Source organism: Streptomyces sp. NPDC053079, from assembly GCF_044546695.1.
GTDB lineage: Bacteria > Actinomycetota > Actinomycetes > Streptomycetales > Streptomycetaceae > Streptomyces.
The window spans coordinates 199,952-213,383 of record NZ_JBITZJ010000010.1 but is presented as its reverse complement, the minus strand read 5'-3'; the positions used below and the strand labels follow the sequence as shown (position 1 = coordinate 213,383).

General features: G+C 67.9%; 17 protein-coding genes and 1 pseudogene. 9 read left to right on the top strand and 9 right to left on the bottom strand.

Features of this window, described 5'->3' with window-relative positions; all coding sequences use genetic code 11:
• Together ACIGXW_RS32855 and ACIGXW_RS32850 are read right to left on the bottom strand one after the other, a co-directional pair.
• Positions 1-140 (bottom strand): 30S ribosomal protein S2 (locus ACIGXW_RS32855; RefSeq protein WP_399576582.1); only part of this gene is annotated, 140 nt, incomplete at its 3' end.
• Positions 141-614: 474 nt separating this feature from the next.
• Positions 615-950, bottom strand: coding sequence for a DUF6313 family protein (locus ACIGXW_RS32850; RefSeq protein ID WP_399576572.1), 336 nt, complete (start codon positions 948-950; stop codon positions 615-617).
• A 287-nt stretch (positions 951-1,237) separates the two neighbouring features.
• Between ACIGXW_RS32850 and ACIGXW_RS32845 the strand changes: the two genes are divergently transcribed.
• Positions 1,238-1,651: a hypothetical protein gene (locus ACIGXW_RS32845; protein WP_399576571.1), complete on the top strand. Its 414-nt coding sequence runs from the start codon at positions 1,238-1,240 to the stop codon at positions 1,649-1,651.
• A gap of 151 nt (positions 1,652-1,802) precedes the next feature.
• Here ACIGXW_RS32845 and ACIGXW_RS32840 read toward each other — a convergent pair whose 3' ends face one another.
• The 4 genes and pseudogenes from ACIGXW_RS32840 to ACIGXW_RS32825 all read right to left on the bottom strand — a co-directional run bounded on the left by ACIGXW_RS32840 (position 1,803) and on the right by ACIGXW_RS32825 (position 4,678).
• Entirely contained in the window at positions 1,803-2,951 is a 1,149-nt protein-coding gene (locus ACIGXW_RS32840; RefSeq protein ID WP_399576570.1) for a Fic family protein, read from the bottom strand.
• 545 nt (positions 2,952-3,496) lie between these two features.
• On the bottom strand, positions 3,497-3,994 hold the full coding sequence (locus ACIGXW_RS32835; RefSeq protein WP_399576569.1) for a hypothetical protein: 498 nt from the start codon (positions 3,992-3,994) through the stop codon (positions 3,497-3,499).
• 41 nt (positions 3,995-4,035) lie between these two features.
• Positions 4,036-4,137: pseudogene (locus ACIGXW_RS32830) on the bottom strand (IS982 family transposase); the annotation flags it as partial.
• Between the two features lie 46 nt (positions 4,138-4,183).
• Positions 4,184-4,678 carry an NUDIX hydrolase gene (locus tag ACIGXW_RS32825; protein ID WP_399576568.1) on the bottom strand — a complete coding sequence of 165 codons (495 nt, stop codon included), beginning with the start codon at positions 4,676-4,678 and terminating at the stop codon, positions 4,184-4,186.
• Between the two features lie 806 nt (positions 4,679-5,484).
• Here ACIGXW_RS32825 and ACIGXW_RS32820 point away from each other — a divergent pair.
• On the top strand, positions 5,485-5,943 hold the full coding sequence (locus tag ACIGXW_RS32820; RefSeq protein WP_399576567.1) for a hypothetical protein: 459 nt from the start codon (positions 5,485-5,487) through the stop codon (positions 5,941-5,943).
• Positions 5,944-5,948: 5 nt separating this feature from the next.
• On the top strand, positions 5,949-7,793 hold the full coding sequence (locus ACIGXW_RS32815) for an AAA family ATPase (protein ID WP_399576566.1): 1,845 nt from the start codon (positions 5,949-5,951) through the stop codon (positions 7,791-7,793).
• Positions 7,794-8,208: 415 nt separating this feature from the next.
• Here ACIGXW_RS32815 and ACIGXW_RS32810 read toward each other — a convergent pair whose 3' ends face one another.
• Positions 8,209-8,340 (bottom strand): hypothetical protein, encoded by a 132-nt coding sequence (locus tag ACIGXW_RS32810; RefSeq protein ID WP_399576565.1) that lies wholly within the window; start codon positions 8,338-8,340, stop codon positions 8,209-8,211.
• 986 nt (positions 8,341-9,326) lie between these two features.
• On the opposite strand from ACIGXW_RS32810, the gene ACIGXW_RS32805 reads away from it, so the two are divergent.
• The 4 genes from ACIGXW_RS32805 (at position 9,327) to ACIGXW_RS32790 (ending at position 11,651) form a co-directional block, all read left to right on the top strand.
• Positions 9,327-9,773: an RNA polymerase sigma factor gene (locus tag ACIGXW_RS32805; RefSeq protein ID WP_399576581.1), complete on the top strand. Its 447-nt coding sequence runs from the start codon at positions 9,327-9,329 to the stop codon at positions 9,771-9,773.
• On the top strand, positions 9,770-10,513 hold the full coding sequence (locus ACIGXW_RS32800; RefSeq protein WP_399576564.1) for a hypothetical protein: 744 nt from the start codon (positions 9,770-9,772) through the stop codon (positions 10,511-10,513). Before ACIGXW_RS32805 ends, ACIGXW_RS32800 begins: the two co-directional genes overlap by 4 nt.
• A gap of 238 nt (positions 10,514-10,751) precedes the next feature.
• Positions 10,752-10,982, top strand: coding sequence for a hypothetical protein (locus tag ACIGXW_RS32795; RefSeq protein WP_399576563.1), 231 nt, complete (start codon positions 10,752-10,754; stop codon positions 10,980-10,982).
• Positions 10,983-11,441: 459 nt separating this feature from the next.
• Positions 11,442-11,651: a hypothetical protein gene (locus ACIGXW_RS32790; RefSeq protein WP_399576562.1), complete on the top strand. Its 210-nt coding sequence runs from the start codon at positions 11,442-11,444 to the stop codon at positions 11,649-11,651.
• 195 nt (positions 11,652-11,846) lie between these two features.
• Here the strand turns inward: ACIGXW_RS32790 and ACIGXW_RS32785 are convergent, their stop codons facing one another.
• A complete protein-coding gene (locus ACIGXW_RS32785) occupies positions 11,847-11,975 on the bottom strand; it encodes a hypothetical protein (RefSeq protein WP_399576561.1) in 129 nt (42 codons plus the stop codon).
• A 230-nt stretch (positions 11,976-12,205) separates the two neighbouring features.
• Between ACIGXW_RS32785 and ACIGXW_RS32780 the strand changes: the two genes are divergently transcribed.
• On the top strand, positions 12,206-12,589 hold the full coding sequence (locus ACIGXW_RS32780; protein WP_399576560.1) for a hypothetical protein: 384 nt from the start codon (positions 12,206-12,208) through the stop codon (positions 12,587-12,589).
• A 104-nt stretch (positions 12,590-12,693) separates the two neighbouring features.
• Here the strand turns inward: ACIGXW_RS32780 and ACIGXW_RS32775 are convergent, their stop codons facing one another.
• On the bottom strand, positions 12,694-12,849 hold the full coding sequence (locus ACIGXW_RS32775) for a hypothetical protein (protein WP_399576559.1): 156 nt from the start codon (positions 12,847-12,849) through the stop codon (positions 12,694-12,696).
• 152 nt (positions 12,850-13,001) lie between these two features.
• On the opposite strand from ACIGXW_RS32775, the gene gcvH reads away from it, so the two are divergent.
• On the top strand, positions 13,002-13,388 hold the full coding sequence (gene gcvH / locus ACIGXW_RS32770) for a glycine cleavage system protein GcvH (RefSeq protein WP_399576558.1): 387 nt from the start codon (positions 13,002-13,004) through the stop codon (positions 13,386-13,388).
• Positions 13,389-13,432 lie beyond the last annotated feature (44 nt).

Here is a 13,432-nt window from a genome sequence, read left to right as displayed (position 1 = left end):
TCCGTGAAGATGAAACGCTTCATCTTCGGGTTCCAACGACGGGTCTGGTGACCGAAGTGGACGCCGCTCTCCAGCAGCTCCCGCATCGTGACGACACCCGTGCCCCTTGGTGCCTGCGCTGTGCCTATTCCAGCCCGCATCTTCTGCACCATGGCCAGGCGGTCGCTGGCAGACTGCACGATCCTCCGCACAGCGGAGTCGATGTCCGCTGTGGGCGCGTTGCCCAAGCTGGAGGGCGCTGGCCAGACGATCTCACGGGCCAGTTCTCCTGAGGACTTCTTCCTTGGTGTATTGCGCGCCACAATTAGACCTTACCTATGTATAGTCGCGGGACTATCGGTTGAATTTGCCAGGGTTTGAGCAAACCCAGCAACAGGCCGCGTAAAGATTAATACGCTCAAGCAGCGCGTCGCGGGCAAAATTCTCCGCCTCCCTATCTGCCTCGAATACGGAAAACCCTTCCAGCGCCTTCCAATTACGCAAAACATATTCGACGGTACGCTTCCAGCAGTCTTTCGCCAGGGCGTCATTTCCCTGATGGCACTTATTTATAAAGGGATTGACGAAGGTGCTATCGCCTTCGTTCCTAAGCTCTAGCAGGCAGCGTAGCGCCATCATGGCCTGCCCATCGTCTCGAAGCCGTTGATGATTTCATTCTTGATCTCATCGGTATCTTGCGAGCGTCGACGATCCATTCTCCCTCCGATCATGGAACCCGCCACACCGCCTACAAGCGCCGGGACGAACAGCCATCCGCCTAGAGAGACACTCCACGCCCAGCCTGGCTCTGGTGAGCCAACTGGCGAAGAAATGCCCACCATGATCTCGTATGCCTTGCCCCAGCCAAGATGTTGACTTGCGATCGCCATCACTGTCGCCCAGATGCCGGTAAGGGGGAGGCCAAAGAGGGCCAACCACACAGTGACGTTACGGAATGCTCCTTTGGACACGCTAAAACGCTAGCCGGACCAGGGGCTGCCCGCACTTCGGCTACCGCGCAGCTTCGCCCGGGCGATCCGGATCGATCGCATCAGCAAGATCCTCCGCTGCAGTACAAGCACCTCAACAATCGCCGCACCAATGGGCGTTCCTTTGTGACATCAAGGCACTGTTCCCTACCAAGCGGCTCGGCGCCTCGGTTGTGCTGGACTATGAGCCCGCAGTTCGCCGCGCGCGCCGCGACGAGCTCGTCGTCCCGGCCCTGCAGGGTTTACCGGCAGGTGGTTCGACCACCCCCGTGACCGCTGGCGCACCCTGGTCACTGCCCGGCGCGGAGGAAGCAGGTGATAGCGCTCGTCCTGCCAGGTCGTCACCCCTGATCAAGGACCCCGACGGCGTCACCCACCGCGCCCGAAACCTTCACACCGACATCGACGCCGCAGGTCTCCCCTTCCTCCACCAATTCATAGAGCTCGCCCTCGCCTTCCACTACGCCGTCCGCAACGAGGACCAGGACCCGGCCGCCACCATCGACCGGCTGCGCGTGCTCACCGCCACCGGCGACTTCGCCCACTTCACCGACATCGCCCACTACATGGCCGGCCTGCGCCTGCCCGGTCCCACCGCCACGCACTGGATCGATAGCCCCGAGGCCGTACGCACCCGCTGGCAGCACCTCGTCCACGCCCGCCGTACCCACAGCGACCGATAGACCGGCGTACTCGTCCCCCGGCGTGGGCGGCATCAGCTCTGGGGCCGTGGCCGGCGCCGGGCACGGCGGCCACCACGGTCGTAAGAGGACCGCAGTCACGACGCTCCTCTACGGAGCCTGGGGACTGACGATGGTATGCGGCCGCCCGTGGTCAGGGGCGGGGCGTGTAAGGGTCGGCGTAGGGCTCGACGGCCTGCCGGATCTTCTCCTGTGCGCTGGCCATGCGAGGGCCTGGGGCGTAGTAGCGGGACCGTGCCCGGCCCTGGGCTTCGAGCCAGCCGAGGCGAATCAGTTCGCGGATGTCGCGGATGGCCTGCTGCTCGGACAGACCGGCGTCGGCCTGGTAGACCGTGCGGCGCACCTTGGATCCCCAGAAGGCCGGCAGCAGTGCGTAGACCACGCGCTCGTCCAGGCCGTCGCGCTCGGCGGCCTCGCCGAGGTGGATCCAGGCGCGGGAGAGCAGGTCGGTACGGCGCTGTGCCTGCTGGGCCTGGCGGTGGTGGGCCTCCAGGCAGAAGCGGATCCACGGGTGGGTGTCACGCTCGGGGGTCCAGCGGGGGCCGCCGACCTGCTGGAGGACGCGATAGTAGGCGTAGGTGTTCTGGGCACGGCCGAGCCATTCCTCGATGGAGGAGAACTCCGGCGGCAGCAGCTGCCCGGCCTCGCGGGCGAACACCAGCGTGGACACCGCACGGGACATGCGCCCGTTGCCGTCCTTCCACGGGTGGACGTTCACCAGGTTCAGGTGCGCCATCGAGGCCCGGACGTGGACGGGGGCGTCCAGGTCGCCCGTGTTGAGCCAGTCGATCAGCTCCCCCATCAAGGCAGGCACGTCCTCGAAGTCCGGAGCGGTGTAGGCCGGGACCAGAGGGTCGTCGGGGCTGGTGACGTAGACCGGGCCGTCGCGCCAGCGGCCCGGGCGTTTGTCGAGGTGGTGGCCCTGCAGCATGAAGTGCAGCCCGTTGAACAGGCCCGCGTCATAGCGGAAGCCCTCCCCGGCGTCGGCGAGGGCCTGGATGTAGGTCATCGCCCGCTGGTAACCCTCCAGCTCCACCCGGGTCCGCTCCGCCGTCTCCAGCGGCTCCTCGCCCGCCATCAGGGCCTCGACGTCATCGACGGTAGCGGCGTAGCCCTCGATGGTGTTCGACCCGGCGATCGCGCGAGCCGTGAGGTTGCGCCGCAGCTGACCGGACCAGCGAGGCTGCGCCCGCAGCTGGTGGCGCAGGCGCATCCGCATCTGCTCGATCTCTTCGAGCACACGGTGGTCATCGGCGTCCAGGGCCGGAGTCTTGTACAGCATACCCACATGCCACCATGACAGGATTATCCTGTCAAGCGATGTGGCGTCAGGCTACCGGGCACATGCCCGGCCCGCCCTTGAGCCGGTGATGGCGTTCAACGCGGGTGATCGGAGCCGGGGCGGTGCGCATCAGCAGCCAGACGGCACGGGTGTTGCCCGCGCACCTGGGCGCCCAACTACTCACACCCCCTGCGCGTCCGAGCCGGGCCAGCCCCGGAGAATGCCATGTTCGCAGAGCCCGGTCGTCCTCCGCGTGCCCGGGCCAGCCCCCCTCTGCCGAGGACGAGTGGGACGTGCGCGGTCGTCCCCCCGCACGTCCAGGCCGGACGCCACCAGCCCGCCTCCCGGGGATGCGTCTTCCGACACCGCCAAAACATAGCGACGCCGAACGTCTGGCCCCAAGACGAAACGCCAGGGCATGCTCTGGGCCCCGGCTTCATCGGCGAAGACAATCGTGGCATGGCGCTTCTCCGGTCAGCGGAGCACAGACAGGAGATGCCGGCTTGATGGCCGGGCGCCTTCTGACGCCTTCTGCTGCCATTGAGCTACCCACTGGAGTTGAGGTGGAGGCACGGTTCGCGTTGCTGGTAGCCGCCGGGTACGTCGGCGCCGACGGCGATCCAGAACGCCTGCGCCTCAGCGAAATGGCCGCCGAGGGTGTGCCACGCCAAGCCGGGGTTGTCAGCCCGCAGGGCGGCGAGGCCAGCGGAGGCCAGCCCACATCGCTGGTACTCCGGGTCGGTGTGTGGCTCCTCGACCCATCCGAGTTGGCAGTGTCGGCAGATCCGGTAGTCGACGCTGAAGATGCTCTCGCCATCCAGATTGGCCGCACGCTCACGCCAACCCCTGCGCAGAGGCGAGATCGTGTCCTGCCACGGTGTGTCCAACTGGGGTGGAATCTGCCAGCCGTGTCGCTGGCCGAGCCGCCCACGGCTGACCCACTCCAGTGCCTTGCGCCAGGGGTCACGTCCGGATACCCGTCCTACCTCGTGGGCCCGCTCAGCGAGGCGTAACGCCGCTTGCCTGTCGTCATTGTTCGCCATGCTGCCCATCGTGCCCACGCCGAGGGGGCCAGTCATCACCTGTGCCGCAGGTGGGCGCGGGCGTGCCGCAGCCATCTGGCTTCGGAGGTGAAGCCGAGCATCGCCTGCATCATCGCCAGGGTCACCAGCTCCGCGTCGCGTTGGTGGCAGGGGCTGCGACCGGGCGCCGGGGCAAGTCGGATGCGAGGGTCACAGGCCGAGCAACACGGGTCTGGCCGGGACCCCGCTGGTGATCAGCGCCGCCAACGGTGTGGCGAGGTCGCGGGGCGAGAACAGCTCAGAGCCGTGGTAGTCGGCGATGTCCCGTAGCGACCACCAGCGGAAGCCGTCGATGTTCTCGGCGGCGAGCTCGTCGTCGGACATCGCGCCGCGGGGACGGAACGCCGCGGCGCGGACAAGGAAATAGTCGTTGACCACGCCGTCGTAGCCAGTCGCGTGTCCGGGCGCGACGACTTGCTGGTGCCAGACATGCGGCGGGTCCGTATCGACCGCCAGCCCTACCTCTTCATGCAGCTCTCGGCGGAGCGCGGCGAGCGGCGTCTCTCCGAGCTCGACGCCTCCACCAGAGGCCGCCCATACGACCGTGCCGACCGGGTCTGGGATAGCGAAGCGACACAGCAGGATGCGGTCGTCCTCGTCGAGGACGACCGCACGCACTGAGTGACGCAGGTTCACCGAAGACATCCGCGCATGCTAGCCACCAGTGACCACCACGATCCCTTGGAACAGATCATCTAGTGGCCGAGGTACCGGCTGAGGATCATGGCGAGGGCGGGCAGGGTGCCGCTGAGAATGGCTGCGGCGATCTGGATCCGGTCCGCCCGGGACATCTGCCGCCTGCGGCGTGGAGGCCGGGAGTGTTGTTGGCGGAGCATTCGGGCCCTTCTCGGAATGGCGGACATGGCGGTGCCCTGCGGCTGGCGAGCGGCCGCAGGGCACGAGGGCGGGCCGGGTCAGTGGTGGCAGAGAAGCTCCTGTCGTTCGTGGGGGGTGGCGTCCTGGAGGTAGCCCTCGGGAATGGGGACCGAGCCGGCGCCGGGACCGGTGCGTACTTCGCAGATGTGCTCGTTGACTTCGGCCAGCCAGGTGCGCCTGGCCGGGGCCGTCCGGGTAGTGGGGGTTTCCCAGTCCTCGTCGCACAGGGGGTCCCAGCAGTAATCGCCGAGAAAACATCGGAGCAGCCCTGACCTGCGGCGACACGCCAGGGCTGGCCACGCCGGACCTGCAATGGCGTATCGGAAGCGCGTGGAACAAGATGGAAATTGTCAGACGGAGGGCAGATCCGCGTACGGCATCGGCGAAGCGGCGTAACGCGGCGGGTACCCAAGATGTGCGGGCCCCGCCTGAGAGCGAACAGGCCGTTCACTGGGCGGGCTCGGGCTCGTCGGCCACGGAATCCACGTGGCTGGTGGCACAGGCGGAACTGGTGCCGCGGCTGGTTGCGGTCTCCGCTCTCGTGACACCCATACGGGGGGAGAGGGAGCCAGGGCATGGATCCGATATCGGCGGCCCTGCTGGCTTCGTTGGCCGGCGGTGTCGGCGGCGAACTGGGTCGGCAGGTGTGGGCAGGACTGGGCGTGCTGGTGCATCGACCATTCCAGCGTGACGAGGACGGCGGGCAGCTCCCGGCAACGCGTCCGGGAGAAGCGGAGCTGGCGCGGCTGGAAGAGCGGCCCGCCGATCCGGTGCGGGCCCAAGCCCTGAGTGCTGCGCTCGCGATGGGGGCGGCGGTGGACATGGACTTCCACGCAGGACTGCAACAGTGGCTTGCGCAGGCAACAGCGTTGGTGCACAGCGTGGGCGGAGACACCCGTAACGAGATCAGCGGAGGGACCTTCCGCGGTCCGGTTCTCCAGGGCCGTGACTTTTCCGGGGCGTCGTTCACCACCCACACTCAGCCATCGCCGCCGACTCCTCCGGGAGGCGCCGACCCCGGGCAGCGGGACTGAGCGGAATGGCAGAGGTCAGCGGCCAAGGCCCTGTGCCGCGTAAAGAACCGGTGGCAGGGGTGGAGAACCGGATCAGCGGCGGGGTCTTCTTTGGGACGGTGATCCAGGGGCGCACCGTGAACGTGGACCTCCCCCAGTCGATCACCCCGGCGCTGAGCGGCCTGCCCCTGGTTTCGGCCGTCTTCACCGGCCGCGACCGGGAGATCGGTGAACTGCTCCAGGTTCTCGAACCTGGAGCAGCGCAGGCGGCGCCGGCCTCGCTGGTGGCCGGTCTGGCGGGGATCGGCAAGACGGAACTGGTCGTGCAGACCGCCAGGCGCGCCCTGCAGAAACAGGACTGGTTCCCCGGCGGGGTCCTGTTCGTGGACATGTTCGGCTACGACCCCGAGCGTCGGCTGCCGCCCGAACAGGCTCTGAGCGGCCTCCTTCATGCCCTGGGCATGCCACCCGAGTACATACCGCCGGGCCTGCAAGACCGTTCACGTCTCTATCGCAGTGCCCTGGCTGCTCTCGCGGGCGCGGGAAGCCGGATCCTGGTCGTGCTCGACAACGTCTCCAGTGCCGACCAGGCGCGCCCGCTCCTTCCCACCGACGGCCTCACCGCCACCCTCCTCACCTCCCGAATCACCCTGGATATCGGCGCCCGCCTGTTCGAGCTGGATGTCGTCGACGAAACATCTGCGATCGACATGCTGGATCGGGCTGTGCGCGAAGCGCGCGGCCCCGGTGATACCCGCGTGGCGGACTCGCCGGACGACGCTGCCGCCATCGCCCGGTCATGTGGGGACCTGCCCCTGGCGCTGCGCATCGCCGCCGCCCTCCTGGCCGACAGTCCTGCCCGCCCGTTGTCATCCCTCGCGCAGGCCCTGGCAGCCGAGCATCTGCGCCTGAACAGGCTGCGCAGGCAGGAGCGGGCCGTGCGGAGCGCGTTCGACCTGTCCTACGAGCGACTCGACCCCCTCCACGCGCGGGTGTTCCAGCTGTTGTCACTCAATGCGGGTCCTGACATATCCACCCAAGCCGCAGCCGTCATGGCCGACATCGACTGCTACGAGACCGAGGAACTGCTGCAGGATCTGGCCCGTGCCCATCTCATCGAGCCCGGGCGCACCTGGGGCCGTTGGCGGCTGCACGATCTGGTACGCCTGTATGCCGAGGAAATCGGAAAGATCCACACTGACGCCGACGACCGCGAGGAGGCCCACCGCCGCCTCTACAAGTACTACATCGGCACGGTGTCAGCGGCCGTCTATTCCAGGCCGACCTACCCCATCATGCGGGCAGCACCGTTCCACCCGCCCAGATTTTCCGGCGCACCCCAGTTCAGCAGCTCGGCGAACGCTAAAGAGTGGCTCGATGACGAACGCCCGAATCTGGTGGCCGCGGTCACCGCTCCGCCGCTGGAGGACCGTAGCGGCTGGAGCGTGGCGCTCGCCTGGTTCGTTGGCCTGTACCTCAGTTCCATTTGGCGCTTCGACGACTTGGTCACCGTTACCAAGACCGTGCTGGCCATATCGCACCTCTCGAACAGGTCGGCAGTCATAGATGCGAAGGCTCTGGCGGCCCTCGGCCGCGAGCTCGAGCACCACGGCAGCCACGAACAGCACGACGACCTACTGGCTTGTGCTGTCGAAGCCCAGGCCAGGGCGCTGAACATCTTCCGCGAGCACCACGCCCGCAGATGGGAAGCCTGGGCACTGGTCAATTTCAGCCGCCTACTCCATGAAGACCGGCAGTTCCGCAAGATGGGTGAGGCACTGGCTCAGGCCGCAGCAATCTTCCGCGACGTAGACGATCAAGAAGGCGTGGACACTGCACGGTACGTGAGGGACTGCCTCAGACCTTGGTGACCAGGGCGGACCTGACACCCGGAGGCCTGCGTGGGACAGCAGCGGGTCCTCGACGAGCACGACGACGGGGACAGCCGGACTCCACGCCGACACCGTCGTCAAGATGCCCCGCACCGCGGCGCCGAGAACCGTCTGGGGACGCAGGAACTCCGGTCACCCGCCTCGTCTGTGGGCGACGCGTGAATCGTGGCTCTGTCTCACATTCCGTGCCAGAGCCAGAAAAATGACCCCGACAGCGCTGGACGCCTGGGCCTCCTTTCACGGAAGCCACCAGAACAGACAACGCATGGTGAAGATGCACAACGGCTTCTGAGGTAGTGGACGGGGCAGTCGTCCCCGGGCAGTCGAACGGGTCTCCGTGAAGCGGCCAACAGCCCCTCGCCCAGGCATCGCTTCGGAGCAGTGCCGGCTCCGGTCAGTGGCTGCTCCCGCCCATCGCGGCGGCCAGGCCCCAGGCTGCCGCAGCGGTGCTGAGCAGTTCGGTGCTGCCCGGCTGGCCGAGGATGAGCAGGATGCAGCCCGTGACGAAGGCGATCGTGCCGCACACTATGAGCCCGCCGCGTACCGCGATGCTTGCCAGGCGGCGAGCCGCGCGGCGCAGGACTCGGCGGCGGGCACGGGCCTGACGGCGCCGGATCCGGCGCTGTTCGGTCCTGGCGGCCTGGTACTCGGCGCGACGCTAGGCACCGCACCGGGCAGGAAGAGTGGCCACGGTGCGCATCACGGCAGCTCAGACTCCTTGCAAGCCATATCCGTTGTTTTTGCGGCCGATGATCCGGCTACCCCTCAACGACGTGGGACCAGCACCTGTCACCGGTTTCCATCTCGATGATGTCGGCGAGAGCGCCGGGAACATCGAGCAGGCCGCCGTGTACGGGTGGCGGACAGCGCGAAGGTGTTCGCCGAACCGGGGCTTGGTCGTCAACCTGGTCCACCGCCTGCCTCAACGACCCCGACATCCCCACGAAGAGCGGCGGCCGGTGGCATCCGACCGTCGTCGCCCGGATCCTCAGCCCAGAAGCCCGCGCCGCCAGCAACGCCCGCAACCGCGCCCGCAAGAAAGTGGGCCCCGGCTGCAGCCCACCGAGAAGTTGGTCAAGCTTCACCGGGCCGCGCAGAACTCAGCCTTCGCCCAGGGCCTTGGATGAGATGCCGGACTTCGGGTGACCGCGCAGTGACGTTACGTCAATATTTTTGTGTTCCGGGCTGGACGCGGGAGGCGGTTGGTACGGCGTAGGGGGTGAGAGCGTCGTGTTCTCCCGGGCTGCAGGGGAGGCTGCCTGCTCCTGCGTACGAAGGAATCACAACGTGTGTGATGGCACTGCGCGCTTGGCGCGCTGTGCGGGGGCGATCTGCGACAGGCTCGTCTGTCATTGCGTGCCCCGCTCGGCCTGGTCCGGTCCCCTCTGCTGGACTCGGCTGTGAGCGGCGGGGAGGCGGTGATCGGAGCCGATGCCCAGGGCCGCCGGCTGCTCGTCTTCGAGTCGTTCGCCCGGCGCAAGCACGACAGCTACGTGATGGGCCTACTCCCGGCTGTTCGCCTGGGACGACGCCCTGGAAGCCGCGAACATCTCGCTGTTTCGGATCTTCGCGCGGTGGGATGCCGTGCTGGCCAGCGACAGCATCGACGCCTTCGCATTCAAGATCCTCAAGGACGCGGTGGTCGACGTGCTGCGCACCCGGGACCGCCGTCCGCTGCCGTTGGCGGCGCTGGAGGAGACCGTCCGCCCCATCGCCGGCATTCCCCACGACGAAGCCGAGCAGGCCGCCCTGCGCCTGGATGTTCACCGGGCGATCGCGGCCCTGCCCGACCGACAGCGCACCTGCGTCTTCCTGCACCACATCTTCGGCAGCCCGATCCCGGAGATCGCCGACACCACCGGGCTGGCCACCTCCACTGTCCGCTCGCACCTGACGGCCGGCCGGGCGGCCCTGGCCGCCGCGCTCCGCGACGGCCCCGCAGCGAAAGGAACCTCGTGATCATTGACGACATCCTGCGCGGCATGCAGATCCGCGCCCCCTTCCCTGTCCTGCTCCAACAGGCTGAGGACCGCCACCTGCTGGTGGAACGCATCGAGCGCACCGAGCGGACCCGCGCGGAAGCCAGCATCCGCCCCTGGGCGGAGCTGGCCGCGCGGCCAGCCCAGGGCCACACCCCACAGAGGTGGGAGCGGCAACGCCACCAGCTCCGGAACGACGTGCAGGCACTGTGCCGGTACCTGCTCACCGTCCCCAGCGTGCGCCGCCGCACCAGTCGCTTCGTCGCCGCCGAGCACCCGATCGACCCGGCCGGTGCCCGCGGGCTGGGCTGCCTGATCTACCTCACCGCCAGCAACAGCAGCGGCGCGCAGTTCTGGTGGCGGTACGCGGCTGGCATCGGCGATGCCACCGCCGCCTACCTTCTGGTCCTTGAAGCCCTCCTGCGTGGCGATCGGCGCGAGGCCGCCCACTGCTACCGCGCCTGGGGGGCCGCCGGCGCCCTGTACGACGAGGACCTCGAAGAGTGCGCCCAGGACGCCCGGACAGCCCGCCTGTCCTTCCCCGAGAACTACCTGCGCAATGTGCCCGGTGCCACCGACCAGGGTTGGAGCGCGACGGAGGACGACCTCGACCGCAAGGCCGGCGGAGGGTGCTGCCGGTCACGGCGGGCCGACAGCCCGGAGACCGCCGAGTGTCCGTTGGCCGAGCGGGGCGTCGTGGGACGCCTGTCCCGGGGCTGACGGGCCGCGAGCGGCTCAGTGCTCGCGGACGAATCGGCGGAGCCCTCAGCACCGCCGGCGGCATCCGGGTGACCGTGCACGTTCGCCGGCAGGCCGCCGCCAGACCTAGTCGCTGCGGGGCCGCCCTGACCGAGGTAGCGGTCGGGGCGGCCGTGCCAGCAAGACCAAGCACTCCGTGCGCAAGCTCCGTGCGCAACGCGCGGATCGCCTGCCAGCAGGACCCCGAGGTGTGCCCTGCGTGCGCCCCGACAGCGTCACCCGCGCCACCAGACGCATTTCCCGCCGGGCCGGATGCCCGATCGACTGGACCGGCCACCCCCTGCGCATCGGCCTGGCCTCCACCGGCCGCAAGAAGGGCAAGGACGCCATCGCCGAACAGGGCGGCTGGGCCCGCCACTCCTGCTCCATGCTCGGCTACATGCAGATCGACGGCGGCTGGGACGACAACGCCTCTGCAGCCCTCACCTGATTGGTTGTCACCCATCTGTGCCGGACAAACGCACCGGAAATCCAGTGAATTGACCTCTCGGCAGGTGACCACGGTCACATTCGGCGCGTGGTTGTGGATCCGGCCGACCGTCGAGTTGAGCGCGGGCAGCCTGTTCTGACCTGCGGCTTCCCTACCCAACAACCTCACGTACGGCGGTCAACGCGCGCCCCGGGTATCAGCGGTGGGCCGTATCGTGGTTGGACATCGAAGCCCCTTCGGCCTGACAGACGAAGGAGGCCCTCGGCGAATGCTTGGCGGCGCGCCGGAGCCTCCTTGTCGTGCCGACAGGGCTGCGTGTCCTCAGTGCTCAATGCCGAGAGAAACGAGGTACACCTATCCATGCGGCACATCGACCGTACCCCACCGGAGCCACGCCCGCGTAGGCGAGTATCTGAGCCGCAGGCTCCCGCACCGCTGCCGTCGATCCCATCGCAGACGGTGTCCCCTGCCAACGAAAACGCCCTCAGCCACCGGCCGGCGGTGGTGACTGCGGCGCTGGCCTGGACGCAGACCTCGATCCTGGCCGTGTGCATCATCACCGCGGTCGTCATCGGGTTCACTGGCCCCCTCCCGCTCGCCCTCGCCGTGGCTGCAGGCGGTGCCGCTGTGGCGGGCGGCATTCAGGTAACCATCCACATCCGTCACTAACCAACCCACGAAGCCCCGGACACGTCACGGTCCGGGGCTTCGCACATGGAACATCCGGCTCAACGAGGCAGGAGGAGCACCGGTCACCGACCCTCTGCCAGATCGGCCCGCCGAACGGAGGCCGAGTGGGAACGGAACAGGAACCGGTCGTGCTGTCAGAAACTGACGCGGCGTAACCGGTGAGTGAGGCTCGACTCAGCCGGCGCCGGGCCGGTTGCCCTCACCGAACCGCGGGGTGTCGGCCGGAGCCATGTCGGCACGCAGCCGCACCCAGCGCACCAGGTGCCTCCACTTCCCGGCGTCCACCGCCGAGTCGGCCCTCACCTCACCACGTTCTCAGGGACGGCCAGGGCAACGGTCAGCGGCTCGACCAGCCGGCCATGAAACTGCGCCCCTGCCACGGGTGCTCCGGCCCGGCCGAGGCCAGCTGGTCCGCCATAGATTGCGCCCCCTCGAGCCACTGAATCGCGCATGAGGACGCGACTGTTCCACCGCGGCCTCGGGCAGGGTTCACCAGTCGCCGGGCGGCCCGGCGCGAGAGAGGGAGAAACCTGATGAGCCAAGGTCTGAATGCTGAGCTGTCCCGCATCTACGAGCGCTGCATCGAGCAGGTACGCACGATCGCCGCGCTCGACCCGACCAAGCCCGTCGAGGGATGGAGCCAGTACACCTGCACGTGCGCCAACGAGTTCGCGTCGGACGTCGAGATGGCATGGATCGCGGCTCACCCCGAGCACGAGGCGCGTGAAACGTACTGGGCAATCATGGGCGGCGTTCCCAATGAGCGGGGTGAAAGCGTCTCCGGGGACTCGCCTACGCGATACATCACGTACGGTCTGACGTCCTTCGCCCGTGTCCTGCAGTGCATCGAGGCCATGCGCGTCGGCCGATTCGACCCGCACTTGCCAGGCGGCATCATCCGAAACGACGAGGACTGAACCAACCAGGGCTGGCACTCAGCACCTCCGGTGGCGGCACGGCCCGCGCGGTGAACCGATTCCGCCGGCTCCGTGGAGCGGGAGGCGCTGGTAAAGCGGCGCGGTCAGTCCTCGCGGAGCGCGACGAGGGTGTCGTCCTGCGGCCAGCTCATGGACAGGCCGGTCTTCTCCGGGGTGCCGAGATCGAGGGCGTCAGCCAGGACCGCCGCGAGCGCGGCTCGGCGCTTGTCCTGTGGCAGGTAACCCGGACCGATTGTCATCGAAGTTGGACCGACGGAATCGCTCCAGCTCTGGGCGTGGTGGGTGGACCGGCACTCGCCTCGGTATACAGCTTGTCACGCCTGGGCAGGCAGCTTGAGGGCCAGTACATCCAGCCCGCTCACTGCGCAGTTACTACACACGGGAGAGAGAGATGTCGAACGTTCCGGCGGAACTCAAGTACGCCACGTCACACGAGTGGGTACGCGACGAGGGCAACGGGGAGTACACCGTGGGCTTGACGGACCATGCGCAAGAGCTGCTCGGAGACTTGGTCGCCGTTGACCTGCCCGAAGTCGGCGCCAGCGTCTCCGCAGGTGAGGTTGGCGCGGCGGTTGAGTCGGTCAAGGCGGCCAGCGACACGTACGCCCCCATCTCCGGTGAAATCGTCGCTGTCAACGCAGCACTGGAGGGCTCCCCGGAACTGGTCAACGCTGAGCCCTATGGAGACGGATGGCTCTTCCGCGTCAAGACATCCGACACGAACGAGTTTTCGACGCTCCTAGGTGCCGACGCCTATCTCGCTTCCATCGACGAGTAACGGAACCGGCCAAACCGAGAGGCCGCCGCCTCACAGGAGGGAAT